Genomic DNA, 23,875 nt, shown 5'->3' with positions numbered 1-23,875 from the left:
TCTTGTCTAGGAACTTCCGTTTGAATGTAACACTGTCTTTAAGCTGTTTTTTTGTATTTAAAAAGTTTAAATCTGCATTAGTTAGGGAAAATATTTATCGATTGCCAATTTTTTGGTAGTGGTAAAGAAAAAATGGAGGTGTATAAGCGTGTTAAAATTTGAACACGTAACGAAGACTTATAAAGGGGGCAAAAAAGCTGTTAATGATCTAACACTTAACATCGATAAAGGAGAATTTGTTTGTTTTATCGGTCCAAGTGGTTGTGGGAAAACGACAACAATGAAGATGATTAACCGGCTTATTGAACCTACAGAAGGCAAAATATTTATTAATGACAAAGACATCATGGCGGAAGATCCTGTCAAACTCAGACGTTCGATTGGTTATGTTATCCAGCAAATTGGCTTAATGCCACATATGACGATTCGTGAAAATATCGTCCTTGTTCCAAAATTACTTAAATGGTCCGAAGAGAAAAAACAAGAACGGGCTAAAGAATTAATAAAATTAGTCGATTTACCAGAAGAATTTTTAGATCGCTACCCGTATGAATTAAGTGGTGGACAGCAACAACGTATCGGTGTTCTGAGAGCGCTTGCGGCAGAGCAAAACTTAATTCTAATGGATGAACCTTTTGGCGCGCTTGACCCAATTACCCGTGATTCGCTCCAAGAAGAGTTCAAGAATTTGCAAAAAGAACTTGGGAAAACGATTATTTTTGTTACCCATGATATGGATGAAGCGATTAAACTTGCAGACCGAATTGTGATTATGAAAGCAGGCGAAATCGTCCAATTTGATACACCAGATGAAATTTTACGTAATCCAGCGAATTCCTTTGTACGTGATTTCATCGGGAAAGATCGTTTAATAGAAGCGAAACCAGATGTTACTCAAGTAGCGCAAATTATGAATACGAATCCCGTTTCGATTACAGCGGATAAATCTCTCCAAGCGGCGATTACGATTATGAAAGAAAAACGAGTAGATACGTTACTTGTAGTGGATGAAGGTAATGTCTTAAAAGGCTTTATCGATGTAGAACAAATCGATTTAAATCGCCGTACCGCAACTTCCGTCATGGATATAATCGAGAAAAACGTTTTTTATGTTAATGAAGATACGTTACTTCGCGATACCGTACAACGGATTCTAAAACGTGGCTATAAATATATTCCAGTCGTGGATAAAGACAAACGACTTGTCGGAATTGTCACTCGTGCCAGCTTAGTTGATATCGTTTATGATTCCATCTGGGGCGAAGGAGCAGAAACGCAGGAGGAACATGCCGCTTCCGAAACGACAGAGCCAGAAATGAAGCAGGAGGGATAAGCTATGGACGCAATTGTTACATTTTTTCAAGAAAACGGCCATAACTTACTCGTTCAAACATGGCAACATTTATTTATTTCCTTATCTGCGGTTATTTTAGGCATTGCAGTTGCAGTACCTACCGGGATTTTACTCACACGATCACCTAAAGTAGCGAACTTTGTTATTGGTGTAGTTAGTGTGCTTCAAACGGTACCGTCGCTTGCCATTTTGGCGTTTATTATTCCGTTTCTTGGTGTTGGTACACTACCAGCAATTATCGCGCTATTTATTTATGCGCTTTTACCAATCTTACGCAACACATTTATCGGTGTTCGTGGAGTTGATAAAAACTTAATCGAATCTGGTCGTGGTATGGGGATGACGAATTGGCAACTAATTGTTAACGTCGAAATTCCAAACTCCATATCGATTATTATGGCTGGTATTCGTTTATCCGCAGTATATGTTATCGCTTGGGCAACACTTGCTTCTTATATTGGAGCAGGCGGACTTGGAGACTTTATTTTTAATGGCTTGAATTTATATCGTCCAGATTTAATTCTCGGCGGAGCAATTCCTGTGACCATTTTAGCCCTTGTAGTAGAATTCGCGCTTGGAAAATTAGAATATCGCCTCACTCCAAAAGCTATCCGCGAAGCTCGGGAAGGGGGAGAATGACATGAAGAAAAAATTTATCGCGTTATTCAGCGTGTTACTTCTAACTAGCTCTCTGTTCTTGTCTAGCTGTTCTTTACCAGGACTTGGAGGTAGTTCCAAAGATACTATCCGTATTGGTGCAATGGCCACAACTGAGTCCCAAATTGTTTCCAATATTTTAAAAGAATTAATCGAACATGATACCGGCTTGAAAGTAGAAATCGTCAATAACCTTGGTTCAACGATCGTGCAACACCAAGCGATGTTAAATGGGGATGTAGATATTACCGCTACCCGATACACAGGAACCGATTTAGTCGGACCTCTCGGCGAAGAAGCCATTAAAGATCCTGAAAAAGCCTTAGCTGCTGTAAAAAAAGGATTTGAAGAACGTTTCCACCAAACATGGTTCGATTCATACGGTTTTGCAAATACGTATGTGTTTATGGTACGCCAAGATACCGCGAAGAAATACAATTTAAACACCGTAAGTGATATGCGCAAAGTAGAAAATGAGCTCACTGCTGGTGTAGATAATTCTTGGATGGAGCGTGAAGGAGACGGCTATAAAGCATTCTCCAAAGCTTATAACATCGAGTTTAAGAAAATCTTCCCAATGCAAATCGGCTTAATCTATACCGCACTGAAAAACAACCAAATGGACGTGGCGCTCGGTTATTCCACCGACGGCCGTATTCCAACATACAATTTAAAACTTTTAGAAGATGATAAAAAATTCTTCCCACCGTACGACGCATCCGCACTTGCAACAGACGAAATTTTAAAGAAACACCCAGAATTGAAAACAACAATCAATAAATTAAAAGGAAAAATCTCTACAGAACAAATGCAAAAACTTAATTATGAAGCAGATGGCAAATTAAAAGAACCATCTATTGTAGCGCAAGAATTCCTACAAAAAAATAATTACTTTGATGGTAAAAACTAAGGAGGTGCCAAAAGATGGACACATTAAAACAATTAATTGACTATTATCAAACAAACGGAAGCTACGTTATGGAAGAGTTCTGGCGGCATTTCTTAATGAGTGCTTACGGAGTTATCTTCGCAGCAATCATAGCAATACCACTCGGAGTATATATTGCAAGGAAGAAACGCTTAGCTAGTTGGGTCATTCAAATCGCCAATATCATCCAAACTATCCCAGCACTGGCGCTATTAGCTGTCCTCATGCTAATCATGGGCTTAGGGACGAATACAGTCGTTTTATCCTTATTCCTATATTCTTTACTACCGATTCTAAAAAACACCTATACAGGCATTAGAAACGTTGACGGAGCGCTTTTAGAATCAGGTAAAGCAATGGGGATGACAAAATGGCAAGTGCTACGTCTCATCGAAATGCCACTTGCTTTATCCGTTATTATGGCAGGTATCAGAAATGCGCTCGTTATTGCGATTGGTGTCGCAGCTATCGGAACATTCGTTGGAGCAGGAGGACTCGGAGACATTATCGTGCGCGGAACCAATGCCACAAACGGGACTGCGATCATTTTAGCAGGTGCAATCCCAACCGCAGTTATGGCAATTTTAGCCGATGTATTGCTTGGTTGGGTCGAACGCACATTAAATCCAGTGAAAAACAAAAGAAAATCATTAACCGAAGCCTTATGAGAATACGCGAAAACACAACCTATCATCTTCATCAAAAGGTTGTGTTTTTCGTTTGACAAAGAATGTTTCCCGTAGTAAACTTTTTATCATAAACGAAAGAAGGTCAGGGAGCATGAAAAAGGAGAAAACAGAACGCACAAAACAAAGCTGGAGAAAAGCACAAAATGCTCCTAGCTTGAGTGAAGTAAATAATTCCGTAGCCATTCCAAAAAACGCGAAATTTTTCCGCAAATTATTTGCCTTTATGGGGCCAGGAGCTCTTATTGCGGTAGGTTATGTTGATCCAGGGAATTGGGCAACATCTATTGCCGGTGGATCAGAATTTGGTTACACTTTATTATCTGTTATTTTAATTTCTAATATTTTAGCTGTTTTATTACAATCACTTGCCTCTAAATTAGGTATCGTTACTGGCCGAGATTTAGCGCAGGCATCTAGTGATCATTTTTCGAAACCATTTGGCTTTGTCCTTTGGATTTTAGCTGAACTAGCAATCATTGCTACTGATATTGCAGAAGTTATCGGTAGTGCAATTGCGCTTAATTTACTATTTGGAATCCCGCTAATTTGGGGTGTTTGTATTACCGCATTGGATATTTTTCTCGTGCTATTTTTACAACACAAAGGTTTCCGCTATATCGAGGTCATTGTTATTACGTTGATGGTTACCATTTTAGTCTGTTTCGGAGCGGAAATGGTGATGTCACATCCAGATATGCAAGCAATCGCCAAAGGTTTTATCCCGCAATCAGAAATTGTAACTAATCCGGCAATGCTTTATATCGCACTTGGTATTCTTGGCGCGACTGTCATGCCACATAATTTATATTTGCATTCATCTATCGTGCAAACGAGACAATACGCACGAACAAAGGAAGGGAAAAAAGAGGCAATTCGTTTTTCATTTATCGATTCCACTTTTTCCTTAACGATTGCTTTATTAATTAATGCATCGATTTTAATTTTAGCAGCAGCGGCTTTTTATACTACCGGACAACATAATGTAGCTGGTATTGAGGATGCTTATAAATTACTCAATCCAACACTTGGTAGCAGTATTGCCAGTACTGTTTTTGCCGTCGCTTTACTTGCATCAGGTCAAAACTCTACTTTAACTGGCACACTCGCTGGTCAAATCGTCATGGAAGGTTTCTTAAATATCCGTTTAAAACCTGTAGTTCGTCGTTTACTAACACGTGTGCTAGCGATTGTCCCAGCGGTTATTATTACAGCCTTATACGGAGCAAATGGAATAAATGAACTGCTTATTTTTAGCCAAGTTATTCTCTCCATGCAACTATCATTTGCCGTCATTCCACTAGTTATGTTTACGAGCGATAAACAAAAAATGGGCGAATTCGTTAACCCAACCTGGTTAAAAATCATTTCTTGGGCCGTTGCGATTTTCATTGCCGTCTTAAATATCTACTTATTATTCTACACTTTAACGTCATTATAAAGAAGCAAGGGGACAATAATTATATTATGTAAACAATTAAAAATAATTTTCTCATTTCTTTCCCTCGAAATTTTCATCTTTATACTATATAATTGAATTATATAATACTAATGGCGTAGTAAAGGTGTTGAATAACAATGACGGATAAACTATTAAAACAACATAAAAGGCTTTTAGAACAGCAACATAAACTACCGTACACAATCAATTTGGACGGCGAAGTTTTCACGATTATTATTTATACCAAATTAAGTAAAGTAGCCGGTGTAACTGTCTTAAATTCAAAAGAAGAACCAGCGACCGTGAAAGAAGCAGAAGCAGTTGTTAATCGCATTCAAAAGTATAACTTCTATTTTGAGTACTTAGGTAAACGATCTCATGTAATTAAAGAACGCGATAGCATTATTGCTGAAAAAATAGAACAAACACAATTAATTTTAAATGATAATACTATTTTTGGTGAAAAAATGCAGCCAACCATTGATGAACTTAATTTAGCAATGGAAGTTTACAAACAGCAGCAACACAAAATGGATGTTTATCAAGAAGATATTACGTTACTCAATCAAAAAATCAAGATGCAAGGGGAAATTTTAGAAGAAGACTGGGAATCTGCTGAAAACTTATCGATTGCGTTTGCTAAAGCCGCTTATGCACAAAGCATTTATTTAGAAGCAACGCGCAAAAATCGTAAACAACTAGCAAAATGGTTCCATCTTCATCAAAAAGAGCTTCCTACAGAAAAACAAAAAGCACTTGGAAAAATGGTTTCTGTTTTAAGCGATACGAATGCTGGTCTAGTTTTCGACCAAATCATTTCCCTTACACCGCTCCTTGAAGAAGGCTTAATGCTTGATCACGAGCAATCTTTAACCCAACGAGCAGCTGAATTTAACAAAGAATTTGAAACACATTGTCGTTTCTATAAACCGAACGTTAATAAAGTTAAAAACTTAATTAGGCAATAAAAAATAAAGCTAAGTGGTATTTACGCCACTTAGCTTTATTTTATTTAATGATACCTTGATCTTGTAAATAATCTTTGGCAACAGTATAAGCTGATTTACCATTTACATTGACTTCGTAGTTCATTTTACGCATTTCATCGTCTGTAATTTTCCCAGCGAGTTTGTTTAATGGTTTTTTCAGTTCTGGATATTTATCCAAAGTTTTCGTCAGCATAAGTGGTGCCCCTTGGTAAGGAGGGAAGAGTTGCTCATCATCTTCCAGCACTTTTAATTTATACTGCGCTAGTTCGCTGTCGGTCGAATACGCATCTAACAAGTTAATATCCCCAGACTTAATCGCATTATAGCGGAGTTTTGGCTCCATTGTTTTCAAGTTTGAGAAGGTTAGGCCGTATTTATCTTGAATACCTTTATAACCATCCGAACGGTCTTTGAACTCGAGCGTGAATCCTGCTTTCACTTGGTCAGATACCGGACCGAGGTCAGATATTTTTTCCAAATTATTTTCTTTAGCGAATTCAGATGAAACCGCCAGCGCGTAAGTATTGTTATATTTCATTGGTTTTAAGTAAGTCATGTTGAAATCTTTTGCCAAACCATCACGTGCTTGCGTATAAACTTGCTCGGGATCATGTGTTTTCGCATTTTCCTTCAAGAAAGTTTCCAACACCGTTCCCGTAAATTCAGGATAAATATCAATATCGCCTGATTTTAAGGCATTGAAAACGAAGCTCGTTTTACCCATATTAGGCTTTACATTGACTTTTAAATCGGTTTCGTCTTCAATAACCAACTTATACATATTAATCAAAATTTCTGGCTCAGCACCTAATTTACCAGCAATCGTAATTTCTTTTTTATCAGACGCAAAATAAGGAACGACAATGATTGCTGCAGTCAGTAAAATTCCTGCCGAAATCGTAATTACGGTACTTCTAAACGATGCTTTTTCAAGGAAACGTAATAGGAAATCAAACAAGATAGCGAGTAATGCTGCTGGAATAGCACCAAGCAGGATTAAACTATTATCATTGCGGTCAATACCAAGTAAAATCAAGTCCCCAAGTCCACCAGCGCCAATTAATGCAGCGAGTGTTGCGGTACCGATAATTAATACCATTGCTGTACGAATACCAGCCATAATTACAGGCATTGCAAGTGGTAATTGTACTTTGTAAAGTCGTTTCCATTTGTTCATTCCCATGGCGCGTGAAGCTTCGACAAGCGCCGGATCGACTTCTTTTATCCCAGTATATGTATTCCTTAAAATCGGTAAAAGGGCATAAATAACAAGCGCGATAATCGCCGGTACAATCCCAATACCAACTAGCGGAATTAATAATCCCAGTAGGGCAAGAGACGGTATCGTTTGGAAAATGGCAGCTACTTGAATAATTGGCTCAGCAAGTCGTTTGTGTCTAGTCAAGTAAATGCCAAGTGGTAGCGCAATTAACACAGCGATAAACAGGGATACGAAAGAAATTTGAATGTGTTGCACTAAAGCCGTGAACAGTTCATCTTTACGGACAGCAAATGTATCTAAAAGTGTATTCATACTAGCTCACCCGAACTTTCCAGATGACGCGCTAAAAATTGCATCACGTGTTTATTTGCAATCGTACCAATAAAATTGCCCGTTTCGTCTGTAACCGGAATCGATTGTTCTTCAGCAATGCGGCGTACGAGATTTTCGACAGGTTCTTTGGAAGAAATACCAAGTGTGCCATCGCTAGCTTGATACGCATAAAACAAATCAGCTTCCATTAAATCATTGACCGTAAAACTACCTTCTAAAATTGGCGTATTGAAAGCATGACCGGATGCTAAGAAATCTTTCACAAAATCATTTTCCGGATTTTTAATAATTTCTTCAGGAGTAGCTACTTGAACAATTTCGCCGCCTTGCATTACGCAAATTCGGTCCCCAAGTGCAAGAGCCTCTTGCATATCATGCGTAACAAATACGATGGTTTTTTTAATTTTCTTTTGAAGCGCAGAAATATCTTGTTGTAAACGCTGGCGAGAAATCGGATCAAGTGCACTAAAAGGTTCATCCATCAAAATAATTCCTGGATCAGCTGCAAGGGCCCGAACGACGCCAACACGTTGCTGTTCTCCACCTGAAAGTTCAGCTGGTTTACGATTACGGTAACTTTCTGGATCTAAGCCAACACTATCTAGTAATTCCGTAATCCGGTCGTGAATTTTTTCTTTGCTCCATTTCTTTAATTCTGGAACAATCGCAATATTTTCTTCAATTGTCATATGAGGAAAGAGTGCAATTTGCTGCAATACATAGCCGATATCCCAGCGAAGTTCATGAATATCGTAATCACTAATTCGCTTTTCATTAATATAAATGGTTCCAGTTGTCAGTGGAATCAAGCGATTAATCATTTTTAATGTTGTCGTTTTCCCGCAACCACTCGGCCCGATGAAAACAAAGAACTCGCCGTCTTTAATATCTAAAGTCACGTTGTTTACAGCAGTCTTATCTTCGTTATATTTTTTTGATACATTATCAAAACGAATCATTTTTTCATCCCTTTCCTTTTTAATCGAATGTATGTTCTACATTCTAACATTTTTCATTTTAATACTCAAGAACATATCAACCAATTACCCTAAAATATACTTAAATATTCCTATTTTACTAAAAAAACTCTGGAATTCTTTGTAAAAGTGAGGTTCCATGATAAAATAAAGGAAGTGATTTTTTAAACTACAACCATGAAAGGTTTGAAATAAATAATGAATAACTTACAAACACAGTTCCCACATATAACGATAAAATTAAATGAACCCTTATCTAACTATACGTATACAAAAACAGGTGGCATGGCAGACATTTTCGTTATGCCGAAAACAATAGAAGAGACGCAAGAAGTAGTATCTTATTGCCACCAAAATGAAATTCCATTAACGATTCTTGGTAACGGATCGAATCTTATAATTAAAGATGGCGGAATTCGTGGCGTTATCTTACATCTCGATTTACTCCAAACGATTGAAAGAAACAATACGCAAATTACTGCAATGAGTGGCGCCAAACTTATCGATACAGCTAAATTTGCACTTGATGAGAGCCTTAGTGGGCTCGAATTTGCTTGTGGCATTCCTGGCTCTATTGGTGGAGCATTACATATGAATGCAGGGGCATACGGCGGCGAAATTAGCGATGTTTTAGAAGCGGCTACTGTATTAACCCAAACGGGCGAACTAAAGAAATTAAAGCGTTCTGAGCTAAAAGCAGCATATCGTTTTAGTACTATTGCGGAGAAAAATTACATCGTGTTAGATGCGACTTTCTCTTTAGCCTTAGATGATAAAAATACTATCCAAGCAAAAATGGATGAACTGACCGCAGCACGCGAATCAAAACAGCCACTAGAATATCCTTCATGTGGTAGTGTGTTCAAACGCCCACCAGGTCATTTTGCCGGTAAACTCATTCAAGATAGCGGCTTACAAGGACATATTATCGGTGGGGCTCAAGTTTCATTAAAACATGCTGGATTTATTGTAAATATCGGCGGTGCGACTGCCACAGACTACATGGATTTAATTGCCTATGTTCAAAAAACCGTCCGCGAGAAATTCGATGTAGAACTAGAAACAGAAGTTAAAATTATTGGCGAAGATAAGTAGCCACAACACAAGTAGGAGGTCATCTATTTTTGAAAGAGCTTAGTTCATTTTTACAAAATCGCAGCGTACGAAGGGTTGGCGTCTTTATATTAATCGCCTTCGTCTTATACTTACTCAGAAGCCAAATGAATATTATTTTATTAACATTTATTTTTTCTTACCTTATAACACGCCTTGAAAACTTTATTTTACGAAGAATCTCGATTTATCGGCAAATCATTGTCTTACTACTTTATGCTTTGATTGCAGCTGTCATTGTGTTTGTGTTCGTCAAGTATATTCCTGTTTTGGCGGATCAAATCAATCAATTGGTGAAATTCGGTAATACGTTCTTAAAAACAGATAGCAACAATGATTTCATTAATTATATTGTGAGCTTAGCGAATCAATTTGATATTATGAAATACACAGAACAAGGGGTTTCGATGATTTTAACATACTTAACAAACGTTGGAACTGTCTTGATGAATGTGTTTATCGCACTGATGTTAAGCCTGTTTTTCTCCCTTGGAAAAGAGCATTTAGTATCCTTTACGAATCAATTCTCTACCAGTAAAATTGCTTTTATCTATGAGGAAGTGAAATTCTTCGGATCAAAATTTGTTGCGACTTTCGGTAAAGTTATCGAAGCTCAATTTATTATCGCGCTTGTCAATGCAATTTTAACAACGATTGCGCTTTGGATTTTAGGATTCCCACAATTGATGACTTTATCGATTATGGTGTTCTTACTTGGATTAATTCCGGTAGCTGGGGTGATTATTTCGCTTATCCCGCTAACGATTATCGGTTATTCCATCGGTGGTGTCGAATACATTTTCTACATTTTAATAGTCGTTATCATTATCCATGCACTAGAATCTTACGTCCTTAATCCAAAACTTATGTCCGCAAAAACGAATTTACCCGTTTTTTATACTTTCATTATTCTTATTTTCGGAGAGCATTTCTTTGGGATTTGGGGATTAATCGTTGGTATTCCAGTTGTTATGTTCTTTTTAGATGTACTCGGTGTCACGAATCAAGAGGAAATCGAACAACCAAAAGATACAATCAGTCATACGTAATTTACACAGGGGTTCTTCCAGATTAGCTGGAAAATCCCTGTTTTTTTGAAAGGGGAGAAAATAATGAAAAAACATCTTTTTGTGATTTCATTAGATGCACTTGGGGCGCTTGATTTGCAAGATACCGCGGACTTACCAGTTTTACGAGAGTTAATCGAAACTGGAACTCATATTCAGGAAGTAGAAACTATTTATCCATCATTGACCTATCCAGCACATACGAGTATTATCACTGGGCATTATCCTGCAACACATGGCATCGTTAATAATACAAAAATTCAGCCCGAAAAAGACTCTCCTGACTGGTATTGGTATAAAAAAGCTATCCGAGTTCCAACGCTCTATGATTTAGCGAAAGAGCACGGAATGACAACCGCCGCATTTTTATGGCCTGTTGCAGCAAAAAGTGGGATTGATTATAATATAGCCGAAATTTTCCCGAATCGCTTTTGGTTAACGCAAATGATGGTATCACTTCACGCAAGCTCGCCATTATTTTTAATTGATATGGACCGAAAATTTGGCCATTTGCGAAAAGGGATTAATCAACCAGATTTAGATATATTTTTGACAGCTAGTGTCGTTGATACGATCAAAACGAAAAAGCCCACTTTATTGTTAACACATTTAGTCGATATGGATAGCATGCGACATGCGCACGGCGTTACATCCCCCGAAGCAACCGCCGCATTAAAAAGACATGACAGACGCTTAGCTGAGATTATCCAAGCCACAAAAGATGCTGGTATCTATGAAAATACCGTTTTTGCAGTTTTAGGAGATCATTATCAAATCAATGTAACGCACGCGATTCGTTTAAATGTGCTTTTTGCTGAAAAAGGGTGGGTAACAGTGGTGGATGATAAGATTACCGACTGGGAAGTATACGCCAAAAGCTGCGATGGATCCTGTTATATTTATACGAAAAACGAGCAACATATAAAAGAAATTCAACAGGTGCTTCAAAACATGCCTGAAATAGAAGAAGTTTTAACAGCGGCTGAAATTGCTCGTCGTGGCGCAGATAGCAGTGCTACTTTGATGGTGGAAGGGAAGGCTGGTTACTATTTTATGGATGATTTATACGGGCCGCTATACGAAGAAGTGACCGAGGAAATGCTTGGTAAACCGGGCTACTATAAAGCTGTCCATGGCTATTCTCCTCATAAACCAGATTACAAAACAACGATTATTTTCAACGGACCGGGTATTAAAAAAGGAGAAAAAATCACAAGTGCGCACTTAGTTGATGAAGCTCCTACATTTGCCAAGATTTTAGGGTTACAATTTCCTAATACTGCTGGCACAGTAATAGAAACGCTATTCGAATAGAAAAGGGGAGAAACACACTTGGCATATACAAAAGAGGAGAAAAGTTGGATTTTTCAAGATTGGGCGAATTCCGCCTATTCGATTATGATTACAACAGCAATCTTACCAATTTATTTCAAAGGAGTTGCAGCGAATGCAGGGATTGCGGATACTACTTCGACGGCTTATTGGGGCTATGCGAACTCGATTGGGACGTTACTGATTTCGTTACTTGCGCCAATACTTGGAACAATAGCTGATTATCAATTTTTTAAGAAACGCTTTTTTGGAATTTTCACGACGATTGGGATTGCTTTTACTTTTTTATTAATTTTTATACCAACGGATGCTTGGTTTTTGTTACTTGGCTTTTATGTGCTATCGTTAATTGGTTTTTCTGGCGCAAATATATTTTATGATGCGTTTTTAATTGATGTAACAACGAATGATCGGATGGATAAGATATCCTCGGCTGGTTACGCGTATGGTTATTTAGGTAGTTGCATACCTTTTATTATTTTCATCATTTTTCAAGCGACAGGAATTTTACCGATTAGTGATGTGGCGCTTGTCAATATCGGCTTCGTGATGACGGCGCTTTGGTGGCTATTTTTCACGATTCCGATGTGGAAAAACGTCCATCAAATCCACTATATTCCAGCAGTGAAGAATCCTGTACGGACAAGTTTCAAACGATTATTTCATACGATAAGTCATATTAGCGAGCATAAAAATATTGTCATTTTCTTAATTGCCTATTTTTTCTACATAGACGGGGTGGATACGATTTTCCGCATGGCAACATCTTACGGGATTGACCTTGGAATTTCACAAACAACGCTCATTTTAATTCTTTTAATGACCCAACTCGTCGCCTTCCCGTTTACATTATTGTATGGCTATTTAGCTAAACGATTCAGTGCAAAACCACTTATTTTCACAGCCATATTTGTCTATATTATTATTTGCGTTTATGCCGTATTCATGAAATCTGCGCTCGATTTCTGGATTTTAGCAATGTTGGTTGGAACTTCACAAGGTGGTATTCAAGCATTGAGTCGTTCTTTCTTCGGAAAAATTATTCCTAAAAAACGCTCCAATGAGTTTTACGGATTTTATAACATTTTCGGGAAATTTTCAGCAATTATGGGACCCGCACTCATGGGCGTAATCACACAAATCACAGGAAAAACGCAATACGGGGTTGCTAGTTTGATTGTACTTTTCCTCGTTGGCGGCATTTTATTCTTATTCGTAAAAGAGAAAAACTTAGAAAATCTTTAAATCCTTTTAAGAAAGTCCTTATTTTCAAATGTTATCCTTGAGTTAGCCTTTGAAAAGGAGGACACCAGGATGAAAAGATACTTTATAATTCTTGTTTTACCAATCATTTCGATATTTGCTGCAGTAACGATGTATTTTTCCTGGTTCCAGGGATGGCTTTATTTTTACTTAAAGCACGTAATGGCCACAGTTAGTCATATGGGCTACATTACGGTTGGCATCACGGCGATTTTACTTTATTTTGTTGCTGTACAATTAGTAAACTGGAAAATAAATAAAGCATTGCTCGTATTTTGTTACATTATTTATTTCAGTATTCTACTTTGTTTATTATTCGGAAAAGCTTCTGACACACAAGGATTTTCAAGCGACACCTTTGGGTTTGTTGATACATTTTTATCAGGTAATTTACGGGTCATTATTGTAGGAAATGTATTAGCTTTTGTACCAATTGGCTTTTTATTAAAGAAATTAGGCTTTTTCACGGCGCTAGTATCAGCCGGAATGTTGATTTTCGCAGTGGAAGGGGCGCAGTACATCATGCACGTAGGGTTCTTTGATACTGGAGATGTTTTCCTCAATGTATGCGGAATTATGCTTGGATACATCGTGATTCGTTTTTTGTCCCCAAGAAAATTTAAACAACTCAAAGTAAAACCGACTAGCTGATTTAGCCTAGTCGGTTTTTTGATTATTTTTTGATATATTGACGTTTATGGTCTTGAATGCCAGTTAATACAATCACTGCCGGATCGCTAGCTGGATCCACTTCGAAAGTAGAACCATCTTTTGGCAATTGTTGTTTAAATTTCGTTTCATAATCTGGAATAGCTAGTTTCGTACGGTTCGCTAATAATTCCGCGTGTTCGTCTTTACGGATATAATTTTTATAGTCCGGTTGAAGCACACCATGGAAAAATTCACCAACAGCCCCAGAACCATAGCTAAAGAAGCCAATTTTATCATCTGGTTGTAAATCTGCTTGATTGTCTAACAAAGAAATAAAGCTTAAATAAAGCGAACCTGTGTAAATATTACCGACATTACGGCTATATAGCGTACTTAGACGATAATTTTCCAACAATCTTTCTTGAACTTCACTTGGAGCTGTTTCAATAATAGTATCTAACGCTTTTTTACCCATTTTTGTATATGGTAAATGGAAGCATATAGCCGCAAAATCTTCTAAACTCTTGCCAAATTTCGCTGAATATTTTTCCCAAATAGTTTGGAAGAAGTGGATGTACTGTTCGGTCGAATATTTACCTTCTACACAAGCATATTCGGAGTAAACTGGGCGCCAGAAGTCCATAATATCTTCTGTATAGAAAACATTATCATCTTCAAGTGTGATACAACGTGGATTAGCCGCAATAACCATCGCAACCGCTCCAGCTCCTTGAGTTGCTTCACCGCCAGTTGCAAGACCATATCGAGCAATATCCGATCCAATAACAAGTACTTTGCTATCCGGATGTTTCGCGACATAATCTTTCGCTAAATTAATCCCAGCAGTAGCTCCGTAACAAGCTTCTTTTATTTCGATAGCACGAGAGAAGGGTTGAATACCTAGTAAACGGTGAATATAAACCGCACCAGCTTTCGACTCATCAATTCCCGATTCTGTCGCTAAAATAACTAAATCAATTTTTTTCAAATCTTCATCATCTAAAATTTGCAAAGCAGCGTTTGCGCCCATTGTTACAGAATCTTGCGTAATCGGGGCAAAAGCCATTTTATCTTGGCCAATTCCAATAGTAAATTTATTCGGGTCAATATTTCTAGCTTCAGCAAGTTCTGTCATATCAACATAAAATGCAGGAGTATAAAAACCTATTTTATCAATTCCAATTTTCATATGTACACTCAAGTCCTTTATATTTTATTTGTAAGTACTCTAATTTTAGTAGAAAAATGCATAAAATACAATACATTGGGCTTAATCTAGTGAGTTTTTAGCTAGTTTCATGATATAATACGGATAGATTACATTTAAAGGAGATTGCTATGAACGAAGTAGTTATAATAGATGCAGTTAGAACACCAATTGGAAAATTCGGTGGCAGTTTGAAAGACATCAGTGCAGTAGACCTTGGCGCTACGGCTCTAAAAGGCGTTTTAGAAAGAGCCAACATCGCTCCAGACCGCGTAGATCAAGTTATTTTCGGCAATGTATTACAAGCCGGTCTTGGTCAAAACGTAGCTAGACAAGTCGCTATTAAAGCAGGAATTCCTTATAAAGTACCCGGTGTCACTATCAATGAAGTTTGTGGCTCTGGTTTAAAATCAATCATGCTTGGCAGACAAGCAATACAACTAGGCGAGGCGGATATCGTAGCTGTAGGAGGGACCGAAAACATGTCCCAAGCTCCACTGTTACTTAACCCTGAACTAGCTGGCGAAGAAATCAATCCAAAAAATTTAAGAAATAGCATGTTAATTGATGGATTAACAGATGTTTACGGCGAATATCATATGGGAATTACAGCAGAAAACGTAGCTGAAAAATTCTCCGTATCTCGCGAAGAACAAGATAAATTCGCTCATAACTCACAAATGAAAGCCGCAAGTGCGCAAGAAAAAAATCTTTTTAGCGAAGAAATTATCCCCGTGGAACTTACGGATGGCTCACTGTTCGAAGCCGACGAAACAATCCGTGCAAACTCTACTTTAGAAAAATTAGCTACCTTGAAAAGCGTATTTAAAGAAGACGGAACGGTCACAGCCGGCAATGCTTCTGGTATAAACGACGGAGCTTCCGCAATTATTTTAATGTCGAAGGAAAAAGCAATTGCCGAAAATATTCCTTATATCGCGACAATTAAGGTAACATCCGAAATCGGTGTTGATCCTGCAATTATGGGCTATGCTCCGTACTACGCAGTTAATGAAGCATTAGCAAAAGGCGGATACACAATCGACGAAATTGATTTATTCCATTTAAATGAAGCTTTTGCATCACAATCTGTTGCAGTAGCTCGTGACTTAGAAATCCCGGAAGAGAAACTTAATATTTACGGTGGCGCAATTGCACTAGGTCATCCAATCGGAGCATCTGGGGCACGCATTATTGCGTCCTTATTAAATGAGTTAAAACAAGAAAACAAGAAAACCGGAGTTGCTTCCTTATGTATTGGCGGCGGCATCGGGATTGCTATTATTGTCGAAAGAGCTTGATAACACTAGATTTTAATAACAATAACAAGCTAAAATCATCTAGTAATTGATTTTAGCTTGTTTGCTTTTTTATATTTGTCTTTTTTGTGACCTAGATACAAACATATTTGTGAAACTATTTACAAAAAAATATTTTACCGCTTTTGATACTAGAATGTAAATATTCAATCTAGCGGGAGGACACATATGAAGCACATTAGAAAAACTTTATTTACCTTTATTATATTTATGATCATTCTAAGTATTACTTTTAATCCTTTTTCAGCAAAAGCAGAACCGTTAATGCTAAATTTACCAGAATTTAGATTTAGAAAGGGATATTTCATATGCAAAAAAACATTACGGATGGTATAAATCAAGAGAGAGAACAATATTTCTCACTTGATTTATATCTCTTTTTCTAGTTTACATAATATATATTATAGGAAGTAATACAAATTATCGCAAACAACCAACAAACACTTAATCCAGCAAAAATCCTTATTTCATAAGCATTCATTGATTATTATCAGCAATAATTGTTCAATTTCCTATAACTATCTATTATAAATAGTTCTTTTTCGTACACATTATCCAACAATTCCTTCGTTTGTTTTCCTGAACGCTTGTTATATCTTAAAGCATATATCAAAAACGATAAACTTAATTTTTCGTCACAGCCTTCAGTTATATCTGGCCGAGTATTCATTGCATATTTAAATCTTCTTTTAATTATATTTGCTACACACACTAATAAAGGAATTTTTATCCAAATAACTAAATAACTAAATCCGCGTGCTCGAGTCTTTTCTCTAAATTAAAGAAATAGTCGCCATCGATAATATACGGTTGTCACAGCATTCCAATTTTCCTGCCAAAAAAGCTTATCTAAATGACAAACTTCAAAATCATAGTATGTCCCAAGTTTTGCTGCAAAAGTGGATTTACCAGCGCCATTAGGACCAATAATTAACACTTTTTTCTTGTTTGTTAACACAGCTTGCAGTTCATTATGTTTATCCATTTAAGCGCTCCTTATCTAAGCATGATCAATCTAACTCATTTAAATATCGTTATCAACAGGATCATCATCGGCTACATACTCTAAAATATCGCCAGGTTGGCAGTTTAATACTTTGCATATTTCATTTAGCGTTGAAAACCGAATGGCACTTACTTTGCCGGTTTTTATTTTGGATAAATTCACATTTGCTACACCAACTTCTTGGGATAGCTGGTTTAAAGATATTTTACGGTCGGCCATTATCCGGTCCAACCTTAATACAATTGCCATCGTTTTTCGCTCCAATCATAAAGTTTCGTCGGATTCTTTTTGCAAAGAGGCACCATAACGAAATATTTCCGTTAAACAATAAAAAATAAGTGCAAAGAAAAATGACATATTTAGCCCCAAAGTAATGCTATAGCCTGGTATGAGCACTGTATGCAAAACCGAGTAAACTATTTGTGGTACTAGCGCATAAATAAGCAACAAATAGGAAATTCTCCGCAATCTATTCACTTCAACATCACTAAAAGGCGTAAATTCGGCTGCTAAATCTTTAAAAATCATACTTGCAGTCCATAACAGCCACGCGATTAACATAATAGAAAAAACAGCTGTACCTACTAAAATCCATTCCTCGGTTTGAACATATTGCTGATTATCCACGCCAGAGAAAAATTCTGTTTGAAAATAAAAAATAGTATCTGATTCCAATTTATTTATCATAACATTTTTGCTACTAAAAAGCTTCATTAAAACAGCGATTATAGCCATTACCACAGAACTTACCGATAAAATTTTAAGCGTAATATGGAGGAAATAACTCATTTTTTGTAACCGTTTTAGCTTCATGTATAATCTCTCCCTTTTTTCTAAATTATACCTAGTAAGAAGCATGACTGTCAATCTAATTTTAACGATAAACGTTAAATAATTAATTCTTAACATAAAAAAGACTGAACTAAATCGCTCAGCCTTTTCTATTTTATTCACTTTTAATTGAAGTAGATTGTTGTAAGGTAAAGTGCGCTGGTTTTAGTTTAATGAAGAGTAAACCCATGCCAGCTAAACAAATAATACTAGCAACGATAAACGGCATTTTCATACCGAATGCTTCACTTAATAATCCTGAACAAAGTGGTGCGAACGCTGCTCCTAGCCAACGAACAAAGTTATAGGCGCCACTCGTCACACTTCTTGCATACGGTGAATGCTCCATGACTGTTGTTGTAAATAGCGCATTATTTATGCCTAAAATCAACCCAGATACAACGATTAAACCAATGTCTACAGCCGTATTATCAATAAATCCTAGTAACGCCAAAATAACCGCACAAGCGAGTAAGGAACCTTTTAAAATTTGCTTGCTATTAAACCGAACTTCTAACGCATGCGAAACTTTGGCTGATCCTAGTGCCAAACATAAGCCCCAAGCGAAAAATACAAAACCGATTTGAATGGCCGATAAACCAAGAATAAGTGGCGAATAAGCCAAAATCGTAAAGAAGCAATAATAATAAAACATCCCACTAAAAGCAATTTGTAAAAATGGGCGGTATTTAAATAAATGTAACATCTGTTTGATAGCTACTTCATTTTTCTCTGTTGGTGCTGGTACGACTTTCTTCGGTTCTTTTACTTTAAATAAAATCAGTAAAAATGCGATAAAAATTAAGCAAGCGGTGGCAAAAAATGGATAGCGCCAAGAAATATTACCTAAAATCCCACCAAGCAATGGCCCAAATGCCATCCCAAGGCCCATTGAAGCTTCATAAATCCCAATGGCGCGACCAGGTGTCTCCGATAAAGCAATTAACATCGTCATCGCTGTAGCCATAAACATCGAATTCCCGAATCCCCAACCAGCACGAAAAATAGATAAGGCACCAATTGTGTCTGATAAACCACATAATAAAGCAAAAATAGTAACAATAAATAGGCCGATAACGATTAATTTTTTATCACCTAATTTTCCTGCAACAATCCCAATTGGAATCATCATAATCGCCATTGTAAAAATATACGCAGTAAACAACATTTCAACTTGCGAATGAGATGCTCCGATACTTTCTGCAATTGATGGCAAAAGTGGATCGACAACCCCTATCCCCATAAACGCAAGCAAACTTGCTGCTGCGGTTATCCACTTTCCCGTATTCATTTCCTTGTCCGTCATCATAATCCAACTACACTTCCCTTTCCAAATAAAACTCAACTATAATACTACGCTTGCTAAATACTAATGTCAATATTTACATATATAATTTATTACATATATAACCATTTTACTTATTGATGTTTATCGCTTACAATAGGGTTAAATAGAAATTCAGAGGTGCAATTGTATGATACCAAATGTTTTAGAATTTACGTTATTACAAATGATTGCTCGTGAGGCATCTAGTGGTTATGAGCTTGCTAACCGACTTAGAATTATGCAAAATACGCATCACAGCCAAATCTATCCTTCTTTATCTAAGCTAGAAAAAGCAGGTTTTTTAGTTGTACATAAGCATTCCCAAGATAAAAAACCGGATAAAAAAGTCTACACGATAACACAAACCGGCTTAGACTCCTTGCTTGAATGGTCAGAAACTCCGCTTAAAATCCCTGTAACAAGAGATGAATTCACCACAAAAGTACAGCTAGACTGGCTAAATAATACTAGAACTAAAGGGCTTATCCAAGAAAGAGAAAGCTATTTAAAAGAACAACTCCTCTTAATTGAAGAAACGCTTGATCATTTTGCTCACTTATTTGATTTAAAAACCAAACAAGACAAACTTAAGAACATGTCTTATCAAGTCTATGCAAGAAAATTTGATTTAATTCAAACAGAACTAAAATGGTGCGCAGAAATGTATAAAATACTATAAAAAAACCGGCGAATTCAATGTTCGCCGGTTTTTTACTATTTATAACTACTTGTTTCCAAAATTTTATTAGCCATTGCTACCACTTCTTCTTCTGGAGCCTCGATACCTTCTAACGGATAACGAATGCCCATCTCTTTCCATTTGTAAACACCCATTGTATGGTATGGAAGTACATCCACTTGTTTTACGTTCGGAAGCGTTTGAATGAATTCGTGTAGCTTAGTTAAATCTTCTGGATCATCGGTTTTCGTTGGAATTAGTACGTGTCTAATCCAAATTGGTTGTTCTTTATCACGTAAATAATGAGCAAAATCAATTATTGGTGCATTCGATTTGGTAGTCAGTTTTAAATGTTTTTCTGGATTGATTTGTTTAATATCCAGTAAAATTAAATCTGTTACTTCCATCAAACGGTCCAATTTCTCGATGAATTCTGGATCACGTGTGAAACAACCACCGCAAGAATCAATCGTTGTATGAATCCCTGCTGCTTTACAAAGCGTGAAAAACTCAATTAGGAAATCTACTTGAAGTAACGGTTCACCACCACTAACTGTAACACCACCACCTGATGCATCCCAAAACTCTTTATACTTAATCGCTTCGTCAAATACATCTTGAGCAGAACGTTCTGTGCCGGTACCAATTTTCCAAGTATCAGGATTATGACAAAATTGGCAACGAAGTAAACACCCCTGCATAAAAACAATAAAGCGGATACCTGGACCGTCTACTGTTCCCATTGTTTCTACTGAATGAACTCTTCCTAAAACCTCTGCCATAATTCTCCTCTTCCTTTCCTAAATAACAAGGATTGCTACTGGTGAGCAATCCTTGTCAAAGCGTTCTCGCCTGATATTACATAGATTCGTGCATTGTACGGTGAATAACATCTAATTGTTGTTCACGTGTTAATTTAATGAAGTTAACTGCATATCCAGAAACACGGATAGTTAATTGTGGATATTCTTCTGGGTGATCCATCGCATCTAATAACGTATCACGATTGAATACGTTGATGTTTAAGTGATGTCCCATTTTTGTGGAATAACCATCAAGCATTGCAACTAAGTTATTGATTTGAGATTCATCTTCGCGACCTAAAGCTTTTGGTACGATAGAGAATGTGTTTGAAATACCATCTTGACCATATTCGTAAGGAAGTTTAGCAACAGAAGATAGAGAAGCTAAAGCACCTTTTGTATCACGGCCATGCATTGGGTTCGCACCTGGTGCAAATGGTTCGCCAGCACGACGTCCGTCTGGTGTATTACCAGTTTTCTTACCATAAACCACGTTAGAAGTGATTGTAAGAACAGAAGTTGTGTGAACTGCATCACGGTAAGTTTTATGTTTTCTTACTTTAGTCATGAATGTTTTTAGAAGTTCTACTGCGATTTCATCTACACGGTCATCATTGTTTCCGTATTTAGGATAGTCGCCTTCAATTGCATAATCAACTACGATTCCGTCTTCGTCACGAATCGGACGAACAGTTGCGTATTTAATAGCAGATAAGGAGTCAGCTGCAACAGAAAGTCCAGCAATACCAGTTGCCATTGTACGCAATACTTCTGTATCATGTAAAGCCATTTCGATACGTTCGTAAGCGTATTTATCATGCATATAGTGAATTACGTTTAATGTATTAAGGTAAAGTTCAGCAATCCATTCCATCATTGCATCATATTTTTCCATTACTTCTTTGTAGTCTAATACGTCGCCTTCAACTGGACGATAAGCTGGTCCAACTTGTGCTTTAGATTTTTCATCCACACCACCATTAATTGCATAAAGAAGTGTTTTAGCAAGGTTGGCACGAGCACCAAAGAATTGCATTTGTTTACCAACGCGCATTGCGGATACACAACATGCGATTGCATAATCGTCTCCCCATTTAGGGCGCATAACATCATCATTTTCGTATTGAATAGCTGATGTTTTGATAGACATTTTAGCACAGAATTTCTTGAATCCTGATGGTAAATGAGTGGACCAAAGTACAGTTAAGTTTGGCTCTGGAGCTGGTCCTAAGTTATCTAATGTGTGTAAGAAACGGAATGAGTTTTTCGTTACAAGTGGAACACCTTCTTCTGTGATACCACCGATGGATTCAGTAACCCAAGTTGGATCTCCAGAGAATAATTCGTTGTAATCTGGTGTACGAGCAAATTTTACAAGACGTAATTTCATGATGAAGTGGTCAACAATTTCTTGAGCTTCTTCTTCTGTAATTAGGCCATTGCGAAGATCACGTTCTACATAAATATCAAGGAATGTAGATGTACGTCCTAAACTCATTGCCGCACCATTTTGTTCTTTGATTGCCGCTAAGTAACCAAGGTATAACCATTGGAAAGCTTCTTGTGCAGTTTTAGCTGGACGACCAAGATCAAAACCATGTTTTTCACCTAGAACTTTTAATTCGCCTAGAGCACGAATTTGTTCGTTTAGTTCTTCACGTTGACGGATAACGTCATCGCTCATTGTACGTAAACCTGTATTGTTTAAATCTTGTTTCTTTTGTTTGATTAAGAAGTCTACACCGTAAAGTGCTACACGACGGTAGTCACCGATAATACGTCCACGGCCATAAGCATCTGGAAGACCAGTGATTACGCCTGACTTACGAGCTGCGCGCATTTCAGCAGTATAAGCATCAAATACACCTTGGTTATGTGTTTTACGGTATTCAGAGAAAATATGGCTAATTTCTTCGTCTACTTTAAAACCATAAGATTCAGCTGCAACTTCTGCCATACGGATTCCGCCGAATGGTTGTAAAGCGCGTTTGAAAGGTACGTCAGTTTGAACGCCGACAACTTTTTCTAAATCTTTATTTAAGTAACCTGGGTCATGTGAAGTGATGGTTGAAACGATTTTGGTATCCATATCCAGTACGCCACCGTTTTCACGTTCTTTTTTAGTTAAGTCCATTACTTGATCCCAAAGTTTTGTAGTTGCTTCGGTAGGGCCAGCTAAGAAAGTGTCGTCACCGTCATATAAGCGATAGTTTTTTAAGATAAAGTCACGTACATCTACTTCTTGTTGCCAGTTACCACCTGCGAATTCATACCATTGTTCAGTCATCATATAACCTCCATTTATTGTTCATTCTCGAGCGTGCTTGTTTGAGCAAACTGATTTATAAATAATCTACACTGTTATCATAACATATTATCCAAAAAATGCTACAGTTTTGTGCAATATTTTTCAAACTTTTTTATGACTTTTTTGTGACTTTTTAATTTATAAAGGTCGTTATCAGCTATATAAAGCCATTCTTCTAGTTTATCATGATTCTAATTTTGTTTTTATTTTAATCCTCCGTTTTTACTGTACCACTTCAACCACCTCTATCTGTTATGATACAGTTTAGAAAACCTATATTTCTATAGAACAGTTAGAAAACGCTTAAACCCTTGTAGTTCAATGCTTTTCATTAATATATAGCGTTTTCATTGTTTTTCATAAAAAAAGAGCTAAGCCGTGG

21 protein-coding genes and 2 pseudogenes are annotated in these 23,875 nt (G+C 37.1%); 14 read left to right on the top strand and 9 right to left on the bottom strand.

All coding sequences use genetic code 11. From position 1 onward, the window contains the following. Positions 1 to 148 precede the first annotated feature (148 nt). The 6 genes from HCB49_RS05690 to HCB49_RS05665 all read left to right on the top strand — a co-directional run bounded on the left by HCB49_RS05690 (position 149) and on the right by HCB49_RS05665 (position 6,034). Positions 149 to 1,333 carry a betaine/proline/choline family ABC transporter ATP-binding protein gene (locus HCB49_RS05690; RefSeq protein WP_185604335.1) on the top strand — a complete coding sequence of 395 codons (1,185 nt, stop codon included), beginning with the start codon at positions 149 to 151 and terminating at the stop codon, positions 1,331 to 1,333. A gap of 3 nt (positions 1,334 to 1,336) precedes the next feature. Next, positions 1,337 to 1,993 (top strand): ABC transporter permease, encoded by a 657-nt coding sequence (locus HCB49_RS05685; RefSeq protein ID WP_185479909.1) that lies wholly within the window; start codon positions 1,337 to 1,339, stop codon positions 1,991 to 1,993. Between the two features lies 1 nt (position 1,994). After that, positions 1,995 to 2,921 carry an osmoprotectant ABC transporter substrate-binding protein gene (locus HCB49_RS05680; RefSeq protein ID WP_185479910.1) on the top strand — a complete coding sequence of 309 codons (927 nt, stop codon included), beginning with the start codon at positions 1,995 to 1,997 and terminating at the stop codon, positions 2,919 to 2,921. Between the two features lie 14 nt (positions 2,922 to 2,935). Next, positions 2,936 to 3,607 carry an ABC transporter permease gene (locus HCB49_RS05675; protein ID WP_185479911.1) on the top strand — a complete coding sequence of 224 codons (672 nt, stop codon included), beginning with the start codon at positions 2,936 to 2,938 and terminating at the stop codon, positions 3,605 to 3,607. A 112-nt stretch (positions 3,608 to 3,719) separates the two neighbouring features. Then, positions 3,720 to 5,066: an Nramp family divalent metal transporter gene (locus tag HCB49_RS05670; protein ID WP_149045776.1), complete on the top strand. Its 1,347-nt coding sequence runs from the start codon at positions 3,720 to 3,722 to the stop codon at positions 5,064 to 5,066. Positions 5,067 to 5,203: 137 nt separating this feature from the next. Further along, entirely contained in the window at positions 5,204 to 6,034 is an 831-nt protein-coding gene (locus HCB49_RS05665; protein ID WP_185479913.1) for a hypothetical protein, read from the top strand. Positions 6,035 to 6,074: 40 nt separating this feature from the next. Here HCB49_RS05665 and HCB49_RS05660 read toward each other — a convergent pair whose 3' ends face one another. Both HCB49_RS05660 and HCB49_RS05655 read right to left on the bottom strand, forming a co-directional pair. Further along, complete coding sequence (locus HCB49_RS05660) at positions 6,075 to 7,589, bottom strand: ABC transporter permease/substrate-binding protein (RefSeq protein WP_185604334.1); 1,515 nt, start codon at positions 7,587 to 7,589, stop codon at positions 6,075 to 6,077. Then, positions 7,586 to 8,569, bottom strand: a complete 984-nt coding sequence (locus HCB49_RS05655) for an ABC transporter ATP-binding protein (protein WP_185479915.1) — start codon at positions 8,567 to 8,569, stop codon at positions 7,586 to 7,588. Before HCB49_RS05655 ends, HCB49_RS05660 begins: the two co-directional genes overlap by 4 nt. A 216-nt stretch (positions 8,570 to 8,785) precedes the next feature. On the opposite strand from HCB49_RS05655, the gene murB reads away from it, so the two are divergent. The 5 genes from murB (at position 8,786) to HCB49_RS05630 (ending at position 14,013) form a co-directional block, all read left to right on the top strand. Then, positions 8,786 to 9,682, top strand: coding sequence for a UDP-N-acetylmuramate dehydrogenase (murB, locus tag HCB49_RS05650; protein WP_185479916.1), 897 nt, complete (start codon positions 8,786 to 8,788; stop codon positions 9,680 to 9,682). Positions 9,683 to 9,711: 29 nt separating this feature from the next. Then, complete coding sequence (locus HCB49_RS05645; RefSeq protein WP_185398626.1) at positions 9,712 to 10,749, top strand: AI-2E family transporter; 1,038 nt, start codon at positions 9,712 to 9,714, stop codon at positions 10,747 to 10,749. Positions 10,750 to 10,812: 63 nt separating this feature from the next. Next, positions 10,813 to 12,081 (top strand): alkaline phosphatase family protein, encoded by a 1,269-nt coding sequence (locus HCB49_RS05640; RefSeq protein ID WP_185604333.1) that lies wholly within the window; start codon positions 10,813 to 10,815, stop codon positions 12,079 to 12,081. Between the two features lie 18 nt (positions 12,082 to 12,099). Beyond that, positions 12,100 to 13,344, top strand: a complete 1,245-nt coding sequence (locus HCB49_RS05635) for an MFS transporter (protein ID WP_185604332.1) — start codon at positions 12,100 to 12,102, stop codon at positions 13,342 to 13,344. 69 nt (positions 13,345 to 13,413) lie between these two features. Beyond that, positions 13,414 to 14,013, top strand: coding sequence for a VanZ family protein (locus HCB49_RS05630; protein ID WP_185403070.1), 600 nt, complete (start codon positions 13,414 to 13,416; stop codon positions 14,011 to 14,013). A gap of 22 nt (positions 14,014 to 14,035) precedes the next feature. On the opposite strand, the gene HCB49_RS05625 is transcribed toward HCB49_RS05630, so the two are convergent. Further along, a complete protein-coding gene (locus HCB49_RS05625) occupies positions 14,036 to 15,202 on the bottom strand; it encodes a hydroxymethylglutaryl-CoA synthase (RefSeq protein ID WP_185604331.1) in 1,167 nt (388 codons plus the stop codon). Between the two features lie 149 nt (positions 15,203 to 15,351). Between HCB49_RS05625 and HCB49_RS05620 the strand changes: the two genes are divergently transcribed. Then, positions 15,352 to 16,521, top strand: coding sequence for a thiolase family protein (locus HCB49_RS05620; protein ID WP_185604330.1), 1,170 nt, complete (start codon positions 15,352 to 15,354; stop codon positions 16,519 to 16,521). Between the two features lie 186 nt (positions 16,522 to 16,707). Beyond that, positions 16,708 to 16,818 (top strand): annotated as a pseudogene (locus HCB49_RS14330) (hypothetical protein); the annotation flags it as partial. A gap of 211 nt (positions 16,819 to 17,029) precedes the next feature. On the opposite strand, the pseudogene HCB49_RS05615 reads toward HCB49_RS14330, so the two are convergent. The 4 genes and pseudogenes from HCB49_RS05615 to mdrL all read right to left on the bottom strand — a co-directional run bounded on the left by HCB49_RS05615 (position 17,030) and on the right by mdrL (position 19,685). Continuing rightward, positions 17,030 to 17,524 (bottom strand): annotated as a pseudogene (locus HCB49_RS05615) (P-loop NTPase family protein). A gap of 39 nt (positions 17,525 to 17,563) precedes the next feature. Next, positions 17,564 to 17,794, bottom strand: coding sequence for a helix-turn-helix domain-containing protein (locus tag HCB49_RS05610; protein WP_185604329.1), 231 nt, complete (start codon positions 17,792 to 17,794; stop codon positions 17,564 to 17,566). A gap of 15 nt (positions 17,795 to 17,809) precedes the next feature. Continuing rightward, positions 17,810 to 18,358, bottom strand: coding sequence for a DUF2975 domain-containing protein (locus tag HCB49_RS05605; RefSeq protein WP_185569905.1), 549 nt, complete (start codon positions 18,356 to 18,358; stop codon positions 17,810 to 17,812). A 133-nt stretch (positions 18,359 to 18,491) separates the two neighbouring features. Continuing rightward, positions 18,492 to 19,685: a multidrug efflux MFS transporter MdrL gene (mdrL, locus tag HCB49_RS05600; protein WP_185604328.1), complete on the bottom strand. Its 1,194-nt coding sequence runs from the start codon at positions 19,683 to 19,685 to the stop codon at positions 18,492 to 18,494. Positions 19,686 to 19,851: 166 nt separating this feature from the next. On the opposite strand from mdrL, the gene HCB49_RS05595 reads away from it, so the two are divergent. Beyond that, the gene (locus tag HCB49_RS05595; RefSeq protein ID WP_185604327.1) at positions 19,852 to 20,382 is read left to right on the top strand and encodes a PadR family transcriptional regulator; all 531 of its coding nucleotides are present in this window, start codon (positions 19,852 to 19,854) and stop codon (positions 20,380 to 20,382) included. A 35-nt stretch (positions 20,383 to 20,417) separates the two neighbouring features. On the opposite strand, the gene pflA is transcribed toward HCB49_RS05595, so the two are convergent. Continuing rightward, positions 20,418 to 21,164: a pyruvate formate-lyase-activating protein gene (gene pflA / locus HCB49_RS05590; RefSeq protein WP_185604326.1), complete on the bottom strand. Its 747-nt coding sequence runs from the start codon at positions 21,162 to 21,164 to the stop codon at positions 20,418 to 20,420. Positions 21,165 to 21,240: 76 nt separating this feature from the next. Next, on the bottom strand, positions 21,241 to 23,472 hold the full coding sequence (pflB, locus tag HCB49_RS05585; protein WP_185604516.1) for a formate C-acetyltransferase: 2,232 nt from the start codon (positions 23,470 to 23,472) through the stop codon (positions 21,241 to 21,243). Between the last annotated feature and the right edge of the window lie 403 nt (positions 23,473 to 23,875).

This window comes from Listeria cossartiae subsp. cayugensis (assembly GCF_014229095.1).
GTDB lineage: Bacteria > Bacillota > Bacilli > Lactobacillales > Listeriaceae > Listeria > Listeria cayugensis.
The sequence above is the reverse complement of the archived record's forward strand: the minus strand, read 5'-3'. Positions and strand labels throughout refer to the sequence as shown.

Coding starts and splice junctions, on each gene's coding strand:
- HCB49_RS05685 (WP_185479909.1), top strand. CDS start 1,337: ATGGACGCAATTGTTACATTTTTTCAAGAAAACGGCCATAACTTACTC.
- HCB49_RS05680 (WP_185479910.1), top strand. CDS start 1,995: ATGAAGAAAAAATTTATCGCGTTATTCAGCGTGTTACTTCTAACTAGC.
- HCB49_RS05675 (WP_185479911.1), top strand. CDS start 2,936: ATGGACACATTAAAACAATTAATTGACTATTATCAAACAAACGGAAGC.
- HCB49_RS05670 (WP_149045776.1), top strand. CDS start 3,720: ATGAAAAAGGAGAAAACAGAACGCACAAAACAAAGCTGGAGAAAAGCA.
- HCB49_RS05665 (WP_185479913.1), top strand. CDS start 5,204: ATGACGGATAAACTATTAAAACAACATAAAAGGCTTTTAGAACAGCAA.
- HCB49_RS05660 (WP_185604334.1), bottom strand. CDS start 7,589: ATGAATACACTTTTAGATACATTTGCTGTCCGTAAAGATGAACTGTTC.
- HCB49_RS05655 (WP_185479915.1), bottom strand. CDS start 8,569: ATGATTCGTTTTGATAATGTATCAAAAAAATATAACGAAGATAAGACT.
- murB (WP_185479916.1), top strand. CDS start 8,786: ATGAATAACTTACAAACACAGTTCCCACATATAACGATAAAATTAAAT.
- HCB49_RS05640 (WP_185604333.1), top strand. CDS start 10,813: ATGAAAAAACATCTTTTTGTGATTTCATTAGATGCACTTGGGGCGCTT.
- HCB49_RS05630 (WP_185403070.1), top strand. CDS start 13,414: ATGAAAAGATACTTTATAATTCTTGTTTTACCAATCATTTCGATATTT.
- HCB49_RS05625 (WP_185604331.1), bottom strand. CDS start 15,202: ATGAAAATTGGAATTGATAAAATAGGTTTTTATACTCCTGCATTTTAT.
- HCB49_RS05620 (WP_185604330.1), top strand. CDS start 15,352: ATGAACGAAGTAGTTATAATAGATGCAGTTAGAACACCAATTGGAAAA.
- HCB49_RS05610 (WP_185604329.1), bottom strand. CDS start 17,794: ATGGCAATTGTATTAAGGTTGGACCGGATAATGGCCGACCGTAAAATA.
- HCB49_RS05605 (WP_185569905.1), bottom strand. CDS start 18,358: ATGAAGCTAAAACGGTTACAAAAAATGAGTTATTTCCTCCATATTACG.
- mdrL (WP_185604328.1), bottom strand. CDS start 19,685: ATGATGACGGACAAGGAAATGAATACGGGAAAGTGGATAACCGCAGCA.
- HCB49_RS05595 (WP_185604327.1), top strand. CDS start 19,852: ATGATACCAAATGTTTTAGAATTTACGTTATTACAAATGATTGCTCGT.
- pflA (WP_185604326.1), bottom strand. CDS start 21,164: ATGGCAGAGGTTTTAGGAAGAGTTCATTCAGTAGAAACAATGGGAACA.
- pflB (WP_185604516.1), bottom strand. CDS start 23,472: ATGACTGAACAATGGTATGAATTCGCAGGTGGTAACTGGCAACAAGAA.